This window comes from Priestia sp. FSL W8-0001 (assembly GCF_038050335.1).
GTDB classification, from domain to species: domain Bacteria; phylum Bacillota; class Bacilli; order Bacillales; family Bacillaceae_H; genus Priestia; species Priestia flexa.
Genome location: NZ_JBBPAL010000001.1, coordinates 3,510,294 through 3,526,590, shown reverse-complemented (window position 1 = coordinate 3,526,590; position 16,297 = coordinate 3,510,294). Strand labels below are relative to the sequence as shown.

Annotated in this window: 14 protein-coding genes and 1 other annotated feature; of the genes, 8 read left to right on the top strand and 6 right to left on the bottom strand. The window is 37.8% G+C overall.

Going from position 1 to position 16,297, the window contains the following annotated elements; all coding sequences use genetic code 11:
* The first annotated feature begins 266 nt into the window (after window positions 1–266).
* From ccpA to motS, 3 genes are all read left to right on the top strand, one after another.
* Window positions 267–1,265 carry a catabolite control protein A gene (gene ccpA, locus MKZ18_RS18540; protein ID WP_025909479.1) on the top strand — a complete coding sequence of 333 codons (999 nt, stop codon included), beginning with the start codon at window positions 267–269 and terminating at the stop codon, window positions 1,263–1,265.
* Between the two features lie 78 nt (window positions 1,266–1,343).
* Window positions 1,344–2,153, top strand: a complete 810-nt coding sequence (gene motP, locus MKZ18_RS18535; RefSeq protein WP_076513456.1) for a flagellar motor protein MotP — start codon at window positions 1,344–1,346, stop codon at window positions 2,151–2,153.
* A gap of 37 nt (window positions 2,154–2,190) precedes the next feature.
* Window positions 2,191–2,859 (top strand): flagellar motor protein MotS, encoded by a 669-nt coding sequence (gene motS / locus MKZ18_RS18530; RefSeq protein ID WP_035320529.1) that lies wholly within the window; start codon window positions 2,191–2,193, stop codon window positions 2,857–2,859.
* 49 nt (window positions 2,860–2,908) lie between these two features.
* Here motS and MKZ18_RS18525 read toward each other — a convergent pair whose 3' ends face one another.
* From MKZ18_RS18525 to MKZ18_RS18515, 3 genes are read right to left on the bottom strand one after another with little or no spacing between them, the layout of a single operon-like run.
* Window positions 2,909–4,087 (bottom strand): acetoin utilization protein AcuC, encoded by a 1,179-nt coding sequence (locus MKZ18_RS18525; RefSeq protein WP_061785749.1) that lies wholly within the window; start codon window positions 4,085–4,087, stop codon window positions 2,909–2,911.
* The gene (locus MKZ18_RS18520) at window positions 4,084–4,728 is read right to left on the bottom strand and encodes an acetoin utilization AcuB family protein (RefSeq protein WP_076513458.1); all 645 of its coding nucleotides are present in this window, start codon (window positions 4,726–4,728) and stop codon (window positions 4,084–4,086) included. Before MKZ18_RS18520 ends, MKZ18_RS18525 begins: the two co-directional genes overlap by 4 nt.
* Before the next feature lie 16 nt (window positions 4,729–4,744).
* On the bottom strand, window positions 4,745–5,377 hold the full coding sequence (locus MKZ18_RS18515; protein WP_025909474.1) for a GNAT family N-acetyltransferase: 633 nt from the start codon (window positions 5,375–5,377) through the stop codon (window positions 4,745–4,747).
* A 222-nt stretch (window positions 5,378–5,599) separates the two neighbouring features.
* On the opposite strand from MKZ18_RS18515, the gene acsA reads away from it, so the two are divergent.
* Window positions 5,600–7,315, top strand: coding sequence for an acetate--CoA ligase (gene acsA, locus MKZ18_RS18510; RefSeq protein ID WP_076513460.1), 1,716 nt, complete (start codon window positions 5,600–5,602; stop codon window positions 7,313–7,315).
* A gap of 404 nt (window positions 7,316–7,719) precedes the next feature.
* Window positions 7,720–7,935, top strand: a binding site (T-box leader).
* 59 nt (window positions 7,936–7,994) lie between these two features.
* Complete coding sequence (tyrS, locus tag MKZ18_RS18505; RefSeq protein WP_025909472.1) at window positions 7,995–9,251, top strand: tyrosine--tRNA ligase; 1,257 nt, start codon at window positions 7,995–7,997, stop codon at window positions 9,249–9,251.
* Window positions 9,252–9,332: 81 nt separating this feature from the next.
* Here the strand turns inward: tyrS and rpsD are convergent, their stop codons facing one another.
* A complete protein-coding gene (gene rpsD, locus MKZ18_RS18500; RefSeq protein WP_025909471.1) occupies window positions 9,333–9,935 on the bottom strand; it encodes a 30S ribosomal protein S4 in 603 nt (200 codons plus the stop codon).
* A 324-nt stretch (window positions 9,936–10,259) separates the two neighbouring features.
* Here rpsD and MKZ18_RS18495 point away from each other — a divergent pair, with 324 nt between their 5' ends.
* Entirely contained in the window at window positions 10,260–12,092 is a 1,833-nt protein-coding gene (locus tag MKZ18_RS18495) for a sensor domain-containing diguanylate cyclase (protein ID WP_076513464.1), read from the top strand.
* Between the two features lie 35 nt (window positions 12,093–12,127).
* Here MKZ18_RS18495 and MKZ18_RS18490 read toward each other — a convergent pair whose 3' ends face one another.
* A complete protein-coding gene (locus tag MKZ18_RS18490; RefSeq protein ID WP_025909469.1) occupies window positions 12,128–12,607 on the bottom strand; it encodes a GAF domain-containing protein in 480 nt (159 codons plus the stop codon).
* A gap of 245 nt (window positions 12,608–12,852) precedes the next feature.
* Between MKZ18_RS18490 and refZ the strand changes: the two genes are divergently transcribed.
* Window positions 12,853–13,506: a forespore capture DNA-binding protein RefZ gene (refZ, locus tag MKZ18_RS18485; protein ID WP_061786463.1), complete on the top strand. Its 654-nt coding sequence runs from the start codon at window positions 12,853–12,855 to the stop codon at window positions 13,504–13,506.
* Here refZ and hisJ read toward each other — a convergent pair.
* Window positions 13,492–14,286 (bottom strand): histidinol-phosphatase HisJ, encoded by a 795-nt coding sequence (hisJ, locus tag MKZ18_RS18480; protein WP_025909467.1) that lies wholly within the window; start codon window positions 14,284–14,286, stop codon window positions 13,492–13,494. The genes refZ and hisJ overlap by 15 nt on opposite strands.
* Window positions 14,287–14,600: 314 nt before the next feature.
* On the opposite strand from hisJ, the gene ezrA reads away from it, so the two are divergent.
* Window positions 14,601–16,292, top strand: coding sequence for a septation ring formation regulator EzrA (gene ezrA, locus MKZ18_RS18475; protein ID WP_061786462.1), 1,692 nt, complete (start codon window positions 14,601–14,603; stop codon window positions 16,290–16,292).
* Window positions 16,293–16,297: the final 5 nt, after the last annotated feature.

Here is a 16,297-nt window from a genome sequence, read left to right as displayed (position 1 = left end):
TGTCGTATAGTAGTTACAGATATTCGCTATAATTCTGTCAATTATTTTTTTATTCAAGTCCCTGTATGTACGTGTATATACATAAGAACTTTTGATGATTTATGAATAGACGTTATATAGAATGGGTATTTAATTGGTATATAAAAATCATGAATGAAAATCTTACAACTATTTCGTTATATGCAAGAAGGGTTTATATACGTAATTACAAGTTATCATTTAAGGGCAAAATAAGTGAACAAGTAATAAAAAAGGAGTGTGTCGTTATGAACGTAACAATTTATGATGTAGCAAGAGAAGCGAGTGTATCAATGGCAACGGTTTCGCGCGTTGTGAACGGAAACCCTAACGTGAAGCCTTCGACAAGAAAAAAAGTACTGGAAACAATTGAGCGTTTGGGCTATCGTCCTAACGCAGTAGCAAGAGGGTTAGCAAGTAAAAAAACAACAACAGTAGGGGTTATTATCCCAGATATTTCAAGTATCTTTTACGCAGAACTTGCACGTGGTATTGAAGATATCGCTACAATGTATAAATACAACATTATTCTAAGTAACTCCGATCAAAACCAAGATAAAGAACTTCATCTATTAAATACAATGCTAGGTAAACAAGTAGACGGAATTATTTTCATGAGTGGGAATTTAACGGAAGAGCATGTAGAAGAGTTAAAGAAGTCACCAGTTCCGATTGTATTAGCAGCGTCTATTGAATCTACAAACCAAATTCCATCTGTCACAATCGATTATGAACAAGCAGCATATGATGCGGTTAAGTCTTTAATTGACAATGGCCACAGTAAAATTGCATTCTTAGCAGGTACTCTAGAAGAGCCTATTAATCATGCCCAAAAATTAAAAGGTTATGAAAGAGCATTAACAGATCATCAAATAGACGTTCTGGATTCTTATATCGTGGAAGGCGATTACACATACGATTCAGGTATTGAAGCAGTTGAAAAGCTATTTGAAGAAAATGAAAAACCAACGGCTATCTTTGTAGCTACTGATGAGATGGCTCTAGGTGTTATTCATGGCGCACAAGATCGTGGATATAACGTGCCAAATGATCTTGAGGTTATTGGATTTGACAATACGCGTTTGGCTACGATGGTACGTCCGCAGTTAACTTCTGTTGTTCAACCAATGTATGATATTGGTGCAGTAGCTATGAGATTATTAACGAAGTATATGAATAAAGAAACAGTGGATAGTAGCATTGTTCAGCTTCCACACCGTATTGAATACAGACAGTCAACGAAATAAATAGAAATTTCCATAAGTAGCTAATGTGCTTAGTTATGCAGGAACACATTGAAGTTGCCATTAGTGGGGAGAGAGGGTATGAAGAAATTTGATCTATTAACGCCTATAGGGATACTGATTGGTATCTCTATGGTTGCGTTTGGCGTTATTTCTAGCGGCGGAGTACAAGGTTTTTTAATTTTTATTGATTTCCCGTCCATGCTTATTGTCTTGGGGGGAGTTTTCGGAGCTCTATGCGTCAGCTTTCCGATTAGGCAGCTTCGTAATATGTGGAGAGTTGGTTTACAAGCTTTTCAATCAAAGGAATCAAATGTTGATGAACTAATAGAAAAATTTGTACAGCTATCAGAATTAGCAAGGCGTGAAGGGTTATTGGCACTGGAAGCAGAAATGGACAAGGTTCATGATCCATTCGTGCGGAAAGGGCTGCTATTAGCAATTGACGGCGTAGAGCCTGAAGTAATTAAAGAAATGTTAGAAGCAGAAATTATTGGAATTGAAGAGCGTCATTCTAAGGGAAGAAGCGTGTTTGAAAAAGCTGGCGATTATGCTCCAGCTTGGGGAATGGTAGGAACATTAATTGGACTTGTTTTAATGTTAAGAAACTTGAATACCCCTTCTACGCTTGGCCCGAATATGGCTATTGCACTTTTGACGACACTATATGGTTCTCTTCTTTCAAATTTATTATTTCAACCAATTGCAGCCAAGCTAGCAGTGAAAACAGAGCAGGAAGTATTTATGAAAGAAGTAGTAATTGAAGCAGTTGTCGGTTTGCAAAGCGGTCAAAACCCGAGATTATTGCAAGAAAAGCTAAAAGCATTTATACCCGCTAAAATAGCAAGACAATCTCTGCTTAAAGAGAGGGCTAGCGTCCGTGAAGCGTAGAAAAAAAGTTCAGCACTCTTCACAGTCGAACAAATGGATGGTGACGTTTGCAGACCTTGTTACGTTAATATTAGTGTTTTTTATTTTACTTTTCTCTATGTCTAATATCGATAATATTAAGTTTAAGCAATTAGTAAATTCTTTAGGATTATCAGAGTCTAACGGAGCAGATGCTTCTATTATTGAATTTGAATCCTCTTCACAGTCGCAAGAGGGAAATAATAAAAAAGTCCTTAGTAACAAGTCAGAAGAGCTTGATCGTATTCTTTTACAGGTACAACAATATCTTGAGGAAAATAACCTTCAGGAAGTGATAACTGCGAATCGTGATGAGCGAGGAGTCGTTTTGGTATTACAAGAACAGGTATTATTTGAGACAGGAGAAGCGGAGATTTTAAAAAAAGGCTACCCGTTCCTAAATAAGTTGGGCGCACTTTTTACGACGATACCTAATCAGATAAAAATTGAAGGCTATACCGATAATCGACCGATTAAAACGTACCGTTATCCATCGAACTGGGAGTTATCTACTGCAAGAGCGAGCAGCGTCATTCGTTATTTTATAGCTCATTATGATTTAAAGTCTGAGCAATTTATCGCTATCGGCTACGGGGAAGCAAAGCCTGTTGTTGAAAATACGTCAGAAGCCAATATGCAAAAGAATCGACGCGTTGAGATTATTATTTCTGACCCGACCAATGAGTAGTTATTCAGAGCATGGCCTCTTCTTATGATATGAGAAGAGGCTATGCTTTTTAGTGAGACGAAGCTTCTTTCTGATGCGAGCGAATAGGAAAGAGCGCTCGAGAGACAGTATGAGCATTCTTTTCTTCAATTTCTTGCCTTCTTGGAATAGGATCATAAATTCCATCTTCATCATCCCATTTTGTACAAATTGGGATGGGCGCTTCTCTTTCCCACTTTTGAACCCAAGTGGTCGGTAAGTTTCCTGTAATCGATTGCTTTTCTAACATCTCCAGCCAAATAAAGGACCAAGCACGTGGAACCACCCGCCAAATATCATACCCTCCACCACCTACTCCAATCCACTTTCCATTGCAGTATTTATGAGCGATTTCATGCGCAACTTTTGGGATTTCTCGATACATTTTAGTCGTGCCGCAGAGGTGAGTAAGAGGATCATAGTAATGAGAATCAGCACCGTTTTGAGTTAAGATAACGTCAGGCTTAAAGAACGCAGCAACCGCTTCAAGCGATGTTTTATAGGCGTGTAACCATGAATCGTCTTCTGTATAGGCATCAACTGGTATATTAAATGAATATCCGTATCCTTTATTATGTCCGCGCTCGTTTACATCGCCAGTTCCAGGGAATAGGTATCTACCCGTTTCGTGAATAGATAAAGTACATACAGAAGGATCGTCGTAAAAAGTCCACTGCACGCCATCACCGTGATGAGCATCTGTATCGACATATAAAATGCGGGCACTGTATTTTTCTTGCATATAGCGAATAGCTACCGCACTATCATTATAGATGCAAAAGCCGGATGCTTTTCCTCGAAAGCCATGGTGAAGTCCACCACCAAGATTTAGTGCATGGTTAGCTTTTCCTGTCATTACTTGATCTACGGCAGTAAGTGTACCACCAACGAGAAATGCACTAGCTTCGTGCATGTTATGAAAAATAGGCGTATCTTCCGTTCCCAGTCCATAGCTTTCACCTTTTGTTGTCGATAAATTTCCTAATCCAGCATCTTTAACAGCTTGTATATAAGCAGGGTCATGAACGAGCGCTAGTTCTTCGTCAGTAGCCATTCTGGGTAAGACAATTTGTTTATCTGTTAGCATTCCAGATTCCAGCAATAGTTCATAAGTTAGCTTTACTCGGAGCTGGTTAAAAGGGTGATGATGGTTAAATTTATAGGTTAATAAATCTTCAGAGTAAATAAAGACGGCATCTTGTTTTTTCATAACGTACTCTCCAGTGGTTTTGGCCAAATAACTTCGTAGCCGTGATCACGTAAATCGTTAATAATGCTAAGCGGGTTAAATGTTTGAACCCTAAAAACGAGTACTTTATATCGATCATCTTTATGAGGATATACTAGGACGCTCAAGATGTTCGTACGGTGTTGACCAAAAATAGCTGTCACATCACTTAAAACACCAGCTTGGTTTTTAACTTTCACTTCAATATGTGACCCAGGCTTATGTGACCCAGTTAGCTGAATAAAGCTACGCAATAAGTCTCGTTCGGTAACGACACCGATTAGACGGTTCTCTTGTGTAACAGGTATGCATCCAATTTGGTTTTCATAGAAGACGTTTGCGATATCTTCTACAAAATCAAGAGGGTGTGCAGTAATAACATTCTTTTGCATGATGCGATGAATAGGTTCTGATAATTCAGTGGACTTTGAAGATGGATCTAAAATTGATGGACTAGCATCTCGTATATCACGATCAGAGATGATACCAACAATATGATGTGCATGATTCACAATTGGAATATGACGAATTTTATATGTATCTAGCAAATGAAGTGCTTCAGCAATGGTATCAGTCGGTGCTAGAGTAATAACATCTTGAATCATAATCTCTTCAACAAGCATATAAAACGCCTCCTTATCAATACATAAAGCGATTTTGAAAACGCAGATGATCAAACGATTGAACGCTATCTAAATTGACTCTTTTTCCTATTCGAGCCATTAAACAGTTGGCTGGATGTGAGCTGATTTCCGGGTCATCTGTTGCATACCAGGTTAATCCACCCGTGTTCATCATTTTTTCCATGATTTTACGATATTCCCACACGTTTAAGCCTGTTCCTTTTAAATCCCAATGCCAATAATATTCTGTTGTAATAATAATATAATCTTCCATGGCATCATCCATCATTGAAACTTTTAATAAGCTTTTGCCAATCGAGTAGCTTCTAAATGGAGCTGCTACTTCAATGGCACCCAGTTCAATTAAATTATCCATTTTCCCTTCAGACCACCTTTCTAAGGGGTCTGGATATAAGAAGGTGACATAGCCAACAACCGTATGGTTGATGCGTGCAACAATAATTCTACCTTCGGGCAAGTCGGCAATTTCAACTAGAGCTTGCTTTTGCTGTTCAGCGGGTCTAAAAGCTGTTAATTCTTGATGGAAATCTAGCTGTGCTAATGTTGTAGAGGAAACGGGACCTTCAATAACTAACGTCCCAACAGGAGTTTTAACTTCTTTCATATTGTATGTTTTGATGTGATTCAACAAGGTCACCACCTTTATTCGGTCTTATCTGTATTATACATAAAATCGAGATAAATGAAGCGTTTTCAATAAATTTATCAAGAAAAAAAGGAAATTGGTAAAATTAGTCGAATTATTCTATCGAGAACAGAGCATCATCCCAATAAATATTTTTAAAATTGAGAAAATTAAAGCTCTGTTATATAATAGGAATGAGAATATTTACATAAGGGGGAGTTTGTGATGAAAGTGGAAGCGCTTCCTGTAATTAACGGTGAGTATAATTTACAGGACTATGATCAAATGTATACAGAATTTGATTGGTCGCAGGTGGAAAAAGAATTTTCTTGGCATGAAACAGGTAAACTAAATGCTGCCTATGAAGCAATCGATAGGCACGCAAACTCTACGCGTAAAAACAAAGTAGCGCTTTATTACAGGGATGCGAATCGTAATGAAAAGTATACGTATCGTGAAATGAAAGATTGGTCGAATAAAGCAGCGAACGTTTTAAAGCAGGCAGATGTTGAAAAAGGAGATCGCGTTTTTATTTTTATGCCGAGATCCCCGGAATTGTATTTTGCTCTTTTAGGTGCTATTAAACTAGGTGCTATTGTTGGTCCATTGTTTGAAGCATTTATGGAAGGTGCTGTAAAAGATCGACTTGAAGATAGTGAAGCGAAAGTATTAATTACAACTCCAGAATTACTCCAACGTGTACCCGTTCAGGAACTACCCGCTTTAAAGCATGTTCTTCTTGTAGGTGAAGAAGTAGAAGAGCATGGACCATTTTTAGATTTTAATCAGCGTATTGCACAAGCAAGTAAAGAAGTTGAAATTGAATGGGTTGATCGAACTGATGGTATGCTGTTGCACTACACATCAGGTTCAACTGGTAAGCCAAAAGGTGTTTTACATGTTCATAATGCGATGCTACAACACTATCAAACTGCTAAATGGGTGTTGGACTTAAAAGATGAAGATGTTTATTGGTGTACGGCTGATCCCGGTTGGGTTACAGGCACATCTTACGGTATTTTTGGCCCGTGGCTAACTGGTTCAACAAATGTCATTATTGGTGGGCGCTTTAGTCCAGACTCATGGTATCAGGCTCTTGAAGAATACGGTATTACCGTATGGTATAGTGCGCCTACTGCTTTTCGTATGCTAATGGGAGCAGGAGATGAACTTGTAAAACGCTATAATCTATCTCAGCTTCGTCATGTTTTAAGTGTAGGTGAACCGCTAAATCCTGAAGTTGTGCGATGGGGAATGAAGGTGTTTCAAAAGCGTATCCATGATACGTGGTGGATGACAGAAACAGGTGCTCAAACGATTTGTAACTACCCGTGCATGAAGATTAAGCCAGGATCAATGGGCAAGCCGATTCCAGGCGTAACAGCAGCTATTGTGGATGATCAGGGCCAAGAACTTCCACCGTATCGAATGGGGAATTTAGCGATTAAAAAAGGTTGGCCTTCTATGATGCATACAATTTGGAATAACCAAGCAAAATATGAATCTTATTTTATGCCAGGTGATTGGTATGTATCAGGAGATTCAGCTTATATGGATGAAGACGGTTATTTCTGGTTCCAAGGGCGAATTGATGATGTTATTATGACGGCTGGTGAGCGAGTAGGACCGTTTGAAGTCGAAAGTAAGCTTTTGGAACATCCAGCAATTGCTGAAGCCGGCGTTATCGGAAAACCAGATCCGGTTCGTGGTGAGATTATCAAAGCATTTATCGCATTGAGAGATGGGCACGAGCCTTCAGATGAGCTGATTGAGGAAATACGTCAGTTCGTGAAAAAAGGGTTGGCTGCTCATGCAGCACCGCGTGAAATTGAATTTAGAGACAAGCTTCCAAAAACAAGAAGCGGTAAGATTATGCGACGTGTTTTAAAAGCATGGGAGTTAGATCTTCCAACAGGTGATTTATCAACTATGGAAGATTAATCGAAAAAAGAGGCTGGGACCTAAGTAATTCAGCCAATGATAAACCTGAACGGTTGAGAGTTCCTCACTTTTAATTGTTCAGGTTTTTTGTTGATTGTGAAAACAATGTTGGAAACAGGGTGGAACGGAGTGTAGGACACTGGACTCCTGCGGGAAATAGAGGGAAACCTGAGATCCTGCAGCGCAACGAGGAAGCTCAGGTTCCTCCACGCGGAAAGCGAGCGGCCGTAGTGCAATGGAACGAACGTGTTCTGACAACGTAAAGAGGTGAGAAAAGGGAGTGTTCGTCTTTTTGGAAATTTGTTTTGTTATGTCTCACTCTCTTTTAGTTTTTATCACATAGATTGCTACTTGAATTTTAAAATGAAATCATTCATAATAATGCTGTATAGATTTTTTTAATATAAAATGCAGAGATAGGAAAAAGTAGTAGCTGTCTCCCTGTTAAAGAGAGCTGGTGGTCGGTGTAAATCAGCCATAGACAGATATGAAGTACATCCTTGAGCATCTTTTGTGAACGTGTTAGTAGCAAAAGACGGGAAGACCGTTACATCGTTTAAGTGGAAAATAACCGTTGTTATTTTCAAATAGGGTGGTACCGCGATATTTTCGTCCCTTCTTTTATAGAAGGGGCGTTTTTGTGTTGTTTTGAAAGATATATTAAAGGAGAGAAACTTAGATGAACATTTTACAAGATCTTGAATTCCGTGGTCTTATTAATCAACAAACGGATGAAAAAGGATTAAGTGAGTTATTAAATTCTGAATCAGTTCGCTTATACTGTGGATTCGACCCAACGGCTGATAGCTTACACATTGGTCATTTATTACCCGTGTTAATTTTACGTCGCTTCCAGCAAGCTGGTCATCAACCAATTGCACTAGTTGGTGGAGGTACAGGTCTTATTGGAGATCCAAGTGGGAAAAAAGCAGAACGTACGTTAAATGAAAAAGAAACGGTAGCGATGTTTAGTGATCGTATTAAAGGTCAGCTATCTCGCTTCTTAGATTTTGAAAACGGGGATAATCAAGCGGTTATTGCAAATAACTATGACTGGATTGGATCTCTAGATGTGATTACATTCTTACGTGATATCGGCAAAAACTTTGGTATTAATTATATGATGGCAAAAGATTCTGTTCAATCACGCATTGAGTCAGGAATTTCTTTCACAGAATTTAGCTACATGATTTTACAGTCTTATGACTTCTTAAACTTATACAAAACGTATAACTGTAAGCTGCAAATTGGGGGAAGCGACCAGTGGGGGAACATTACAGCTGGCCTTGAACTAATTCGTAAATCTGAAGAAGATGCAAAGGCATTTGGTTTAACAGTTCCGCTTGTAACAAAAGCTGACGGTACAAAGTTCGGTAAAACAGAAGGTGGAGCAGTTTGGTTAGATGCTGAAAAGACAAGCCCTTATGAGTTCTATCAGTTCTGGATCAACACAGATGACCGCGATGTTGTAAAATACTTAAAATATTTTACGTTCTTATCTCATGAAGAGATTACGGCGCTTGAAGCATCTGCCAATGAAGCGCCTGAAAAACGTGAAGCTCAAAAAGCGTTAGCGGGTGAAATGACAGAACTTGTTCATGGGAAGGCAGCTCTAGAGCAAGCAATTCGTATTTCACAAGCGTTATTTAACGGTAACATTGCTGAGTTAACTGCAGGAGAAATTAAAGAAGGATTTAAAGATGTACCTTCTTACAATCATAGTGGTGAAGAAGTAGGACTTATCGATTTACTTGTTGAAAGTAAAATTTCTCCGTCTAAACGTCAAGCACGTGAAGATGTAACAAACGGGGCAATTTATATTAATGGAGAACGTATTCAAGATCTTCAAAAAGTAATGACGGAAGCAGACCGTATTGAAGGGCAGTTCACAGTTATTCGACGCGGTAAGAAAAAATATACGTTAATTCAATATTAATGAAAAGACGCTCAAGTTTGAGCGTCTTTTTTCATGAGTAAACAAAAAAAGATTCCCAATAGAGGGAATCTTTTTTTACTATTAACGAGAGTAGAACTCTACGATTAGTGCTTCGTTGATTTCAGGAGATAATTCAGTACGCTCAGGTAAGCGAGTGAAAGTACCTTCTAATTTTTCTGCATCTACAGTTAAGTAGTCTGGTACGAAGTTTGTAGCTTCTACAGATTCTTTAATAATTGAAAGGTTGCGAGATTTTTCGCGAACACCAATCACTTGACCAGGTTGTACACGGTAAGAGGGAATGTCAACGCGTTTACCATCAACTAAGATGTGACCGTGGTTAACTAATTGACGAGCTTGACGACGAGTGCGTGCAAGACCCATACGGTATACTAAGTTATCAAGACGAGCTTCTAAAAGAATCATGAAGTTCTCACCGTGCTTACCAGTTAATTTACCAGCAGCAACGAATAAGTTACGGAATTGACGCTCGTTTACGCCATACATGTGACGTAATTTTTGCTTTTCTTGTAATTGTAAACCGTACTCAGAAATTTTCTTACGTTGTCCTGGGCCATGTGGACCTGGAGCGTAAGGGCGTTTTTCTAATTCTTTACCTGTACCGCTTAGAGAAAGACCTAAACGACGAGAAATTTTCCAACTTGGACCTGTATAACGAGCCATGATGACTCCTCCTTGTTTGTGTTTTTATTTTATGCAAAACAAAAACAGACACATTCTAACGATATGCTCATTTTGTTTTCATGTACCATCGCTCTAGCAGCAGAGAGTTACACGATACACCATCAGCTCATGCTGAGGAACAAAATGAAAAAACATAAAGAAGACTGTATAAGCTGCAATATTTTACACAACGAGTATTATATGTTTTCTACATCAGATTGTCAAGCCTGTTAATTTAAAAGGTTATGATAGAAAAAAACAGGATTTTTTATTATAATAAAAGAATGGTTTAGAAGAGGAATTAATGGTGTAGGTGATAATGAAATGAATCAACAAGAAGTTTTGAGAGAATTAAAAGGACGTTTATTTGAATTAACGCACGTTAATGACAATGCTGAATCATTACGACAAACATTGGATAAAATGGTGCAGAGCATCATTTCTATATTGGAATCTAGCAGTGGTTTTATTGCGTTAAAAGCAGGAGAACTCTATGGCTATAAATTAATAGCATCTGTAAATAAAAAAGGTAATCAAAGCAATGATAAGGGTGAAAAAGAGGTATTAGACCTTCTTAACTCTTTACCGTTACATACTCAACAAAGCTATTATGTGACAGATTCGTATATTGTAATGGCGCTAACAATTGAGCATTATCATTGTTTGTTTGGTATAGAAAGAACGAATTTAGTAAAGGGAAATAGTAATAGCTTTTTAACAGAGCTTAGCAAGCAGTGTATTGCATTTCTAAAGAAAGTATATGCCCATTATCAAACATCCATTGATAAGGCGCGATATAAGGAGCTATACGAATTAACAGAAGCATTTAACCGTTCCATGAACATGGATTACATATTAGAAAAAGTGATAAGCGTATTGGAAGGTATGTATCCAACGTATCAACATAAAATTTATGTTGCCCATGATTATCGTGGGCGGTATATCGATAAAATCTTGCCCCTATCATACGATAATCAAGAGCTAATGAATATTTATGTGACAGGTGAGGTTGACGTAGTTTCAACAGATAGTACAGGCTGCAAAGTTTATGCACCTCTTGTAGGTTCGCAGGGAACTTATGGTGTGCTTATTATGGAAAAGAGTACACCGTCTTTTTTTTCACATTCAGAAATCCCCTTTATTAAGCAATTAATCAGCGTCACAGCAGGGGCATTGGAGAAGGTACAGCTTTATGTACGTTCGCAAAAGAACCTTACCGATTTAAAGCTCATTAATGAAACATCACGTCATTTAAACGAAAAATTAAATCTACACGACGGTATTCATTATGTGTCGAATCGAATTATGACATCATTTGATGCTCAAGAGGTTGGCGTAATCTTCTTTGAGGATGATTATTATGCCCCATTAAAAGGAAACACTGCATTTTTTGACACCCCTGGTGCGAGATACTATATTGAGTATGCATATAAAAGGATTACTCAGGAGAATGAATCGTTGTTTATAAACAATATAGTTGGAGAGCTGAATGATGAACTTGTTACATTTCAATCACTAATTGCTGTACCGATGGTTCAAGACCAACAGTTAAAAGGTATGGTAATGGTTCTTCATAAGCAACCTTATTTCTTCTCTTTTGATACATTTAAGCTCGTTCAGGAGATTGTTCATCATTCAACGCTTGCATTTGTGAACGCGATGCTGCGAGATGAATTAGAAAAGTTAGTCGTGACAGATCATTTGAGTAAGCTTTATTCGAGGAAACACTTGGATCAGTGTATTGAAGAGTCTATGAGAAAAGATTCGGGCGGCTCATTTATTTTATTAGATATTGATAATTTTAAGAGAATAAACGATACATATGGTCATCAAGTAGGAGATGATATTATCATTCAAATATCAAATCTTATTAAAGGGAATATTAGGTTAAATGATGTAGCAGCAAGGTGGGGCGGGGAAGAATTAGCCGTTTACTTGCCCTGCACTACATTAAGTATCGCAAAGCGCATAGCGAATCGGCTTGTTAAGCGTGTAGAAGAAGAAACAATCCCAAAGACAACAATTTCCTCTGGTATTTCTTTTTGGTCTCAAGAACAACAAGATTCAACTGAGAAACTATTTAAGCGGGCTGACCTAGCATTGTATGAAGCGAAAAAAAGAGGGAAAAACCAAGCCGTTATTCAAGAGTATAAATAATAAAGAGGATGCTTAAGCATCCTCTTTATTATTTATTACATTGCTTCTAGCAAAGCTTCAACAAACTTCTCTAAATAAGCTTGGTCTAGTTCATCAAAACGGTTTTTAATTGGGCTATCGATGTCCAACACACCAATTAATTTATCGTCTTTTACAATAGGGACAACAATCTCTGATTGAGATGCAGCATCGCAAGCGATATGACCGGGAAACTGATGTACATCAGCAACAAGCTGCGTTTGTTGTGTTTCAGCGGCAGTTCCACAAACACCTCTTCCAAATGGAATTCTTACGCATGCTGGTAAGCCCTGGAAAGGGCCAAGCACTAGCTGATTCCCTTCCGTTAAATAAAATCCAACCCAGTTTACATCTTCTAAAAACTGGTTTAAAAGTGCTGAAGCATTAGAAAGGTTTGCGATCAGATTATTTTCTCCGTCAATTAATGCACGAAGTTGCTTTAAAACAAGTTCATAATTTTTTTCTCTTGATTCGCTATAATTTTCGACATGAAACATGTTATTCTCCCCCATTCAACATAAAACGTATAAAATGTATCAAAGCGCGTCGTTCTGTTCATGACTTTGTCGATAAAAGATTACAGGAACTTAGAAGCTTATCACGAATTATGTAGATAAGCCCATAAAACCCTTTTAAATAATGTAACGATTTCTCTCGGATTTTGCAATGACTTTGATTGTGTATAAGAAGACGTGATTCCTGCTTAAATATCACTTGATTGAAAAAAGATGAGGTGGTAAAAATGGTTGCTCAAGCTAAAACGAAGGAACGAATTATTGACGCTGCGGTTTCATTATTTAACGCGAAAGGTTTTGATGGAACTTCAGTACGCGAGATTGCTACAAAAGCAAAGGTGAACGTAGCGAATATTTCATATTACTTTGAAGGTAAAGAAGGGCTATTAGAAACGCTTGTTACAACTTACTTTGAAGGCTATATAGCAGAACTTGAAAATGAATTTGAGCTCAGGGAATATAAAGATGCTAAGGAGTGTTTACAGGGGATGGTCTCTGCTGTACTGAATTATCAGCACGAAAACCGTACAATTGCGCGGCTTGTATATCGCGAGATTTCACTAGACACGACGTTCATAAGAGAAGTTATGACAACATACTTAACAAAAGAAAAGTACTACCTTAAAACCGTTTTAGAAAAAGGAATGGAAGATAGGGAATTTCGAAAGGTTAACCCTTCATTTATCATTATTCAGCTGAAAGCACTGCTTTCGATGCCCTACCTTCATCCACAATATTTAACAGAGGTATTATATATTATGCCTCAAGAAACCTACTTTTTAGAGCAATACAATGGCGAACTAACTGCTTGGATTCGAACGATGCTATATGAACAGCGTGAACCGAAAAAGCAAGTGTACGTGCGTTTAACAAGAAAATAGCGTTTCGTAACCTTGACCGAGGTCCTTCGCACAATGGGCATCTGATCCATAGACAAGAGGGATCTTTTTTTTGCGTGCTAATTCAAGCACATCAGGAGCAGGGTATGCTTCTTGACAAAGAGGTTTAAAGAGTCCAGCTGCATTATAATCAAGCTCCAAGTTTTGTTGCTGAATAGCTAATAAAATCGTATTAATTTTTTCAGTAAATCGATTTGGACACGGAAATTGCTTTTTGAATTTATGAACAAGTGTAATATGTCCAATTCGCTTCGGCTTAAAAAGTCCTAGGTCATAGTTTACAGACTTCAACAGCGTTTCGTAGTACTTATCATATGTTTTGCTTACACTCCCAAATTTCTGTACAATATGAGCAAATGCTTCGGGGCTATAATCTAAACAAAAGTACTGACGGTCAAATCTTAAAAAGTGAACAGACAGTATGCTGTCGTCTAAGTGAGGGCCGTATTCATTTAAAAATTGCGTAGTTTTCGTTTCAAATCCATCAATATAATCCACTTCAAGTCCAACGTTGATTTTTAAATCGTTGGCATACTGCTCTTTTATGTGATGGACATCTTTTAAATAATTTTCAAGCTGTGTCATCGACATGCCGCTATCTTGTTCCGGAGTTGGGTCAACAAAATTCTCAGGAATCGGGGCATGCTCTGTAAATGAAATTTCCTGGAAGCCTAATTGGATGGCTTTCTCTACATAAGCTTGTAATGAATCCTGTGAGCCATGTGGACAAAATGGTGTGTGGATATGTCGGTCTACCTTCATCAACTTGCATCACTCCTTTCATTTTCTTTAATTGTAACGTTGCAGGCTAAAACTTCAACTGTAGAACTCAAAATTTCAGCAATTTTGTCGATGAATTTAGAAAAGCAAAAGGTTTTTCTTTGAAAGAAATGATAAAAGGAGACACAGTCGACAAATTGCCAATATTTTGTGTGAAAAAATTAAAATTTTTGCTCAAAAGCAAGGCTTTACATGGTATCATAAAAACATTGACGCTTAAACATTTAAAGGATTACAATAACCCTTTTTATAAATAGGAAACTTGTCATGTAGAACGTATTGTAAGGGGGCTTAGTATGGAATTTATTATTGCACTAATCATACTAATTATTGGATTAGTTGTGTACGGAATGTTTTCACGAAAAAAAATTTATCAGGAAATTGACCGGCTTGAATCTCGTAAGATGGAGTTAGAGAATATGCCGGTGGCAGAGGAAATTTCAAAAGTAAAAGAACTAAACATGACAGGTCAAACTGAAGAGCTATTTGAACGCTGGCGTGAACAGTGGGATGAAATCGTAGCAACTGAGCTTCCAAAAGTTGATGAATTACTTTTTGAAACGGAAGAATGTGCAGATAAATACCGCTTTAAAAAAGCGAAGCAACTATCTATACATATTAATGAACTGTTAGATAAAACAAAGGCTGAGATTGAGAACATATTAACAGAATTACAAAATCTCATTGGCAGCGAACAAAATAATCGTCATGACATTGAAGAGCTTAACCAGTTGCACCGTCATGTAAAGAAAAAGTTGCTAGCGCACCGCTATTCGTATGGAAAAGCGGAAAAAACGCTGGAAGCAGCGATTGATCATGCAAAGAAACAGTTTGCTGTTTTTGAAGAAGAAACAGCAAATGGAAACTATTTACAAGCGCGAGAAACGGTTCTGCAATTAAAAACGGATTTAACGACAATTGATACATGCTTAGAACAAATTCCAAAAGTGTTAGTAGAATGTCAAACTACGCTTCCAGCTCAGTTTTCAGAGTTAATTGATGGATTTATGGGTATGACCAGAGACGGCTACGTGTTAGATCATTTGCAAGTTGAAGAAACGATTGAATTTTTAAGACATGAAACAGACACGATTATTCAACAAATCGAAGAGCTTTATGTAGAAGAAGCAATGGCAAAGCTCGATGATGTAAATGAACGCTTAGAGCAACTATACGATGCTTTAGAGCACGAAGTGTATTCATATCATAAGATGAATCAAGAATCTCAAACGGTTTCACATTTCTTGAAGCTTTTACAAGATAAGAACCGAGAACTGCGAGATGAAACACTGTTCGTACAACAAAGCTATCACTTTAAAGAGAAAGACTTAGAGCTGTATTACAAAATGGATCGTGAATTAAAGCGTTTAACGAACCTTTATTATAATATCTCAGATAAAGTAGCGGAACATAACTTAGCTTATAGCGTTATTCAAGAAGAACTTGAAGATGTGTCTAAGCAACTAAAACAGCTTCAACAGTCTCAAGAATCTTATAGCGATATGCTTCAAGCGTTGAGAAAAGACGAACTAACGGCTAAAGAGCAAATTGAGGATTTAAAGTCTCAGCTTATTGAGGCAAAAAGGTTGATTCAGAAAAGTAATTTACCAGGTGTACCTGAATACTATAAGGTACAGTTAGAAAAGACGATGCACCTCTTGAAAGACGCAACGTTAAAGCTTCAAGAAAAACCTCTTAACATCCAAGCAGTCCAAGCTCTTCTTAGTGAAGCTGTAGAGGCTGTAAAAGAGACATTTGAAGAAACGGAAGCAATTCTAGAAGAAGCGCAGCTTGTGGAGAAGATGATTCAATATGGAAATCGTTACCGCAGTCAGTATGGATCGGTAGCTCAAGCGCTACGAGATGCAGAAGAGCTATTTCGTAAATATGAATATAAAGAAGCTCTAAACGAAGTAGCTAGTGCGATTGAACAGGTCGACCCTGGTGCGGTAGAAAAAATCCAGCAGTTTATGATCACAAATAGATAGAATAA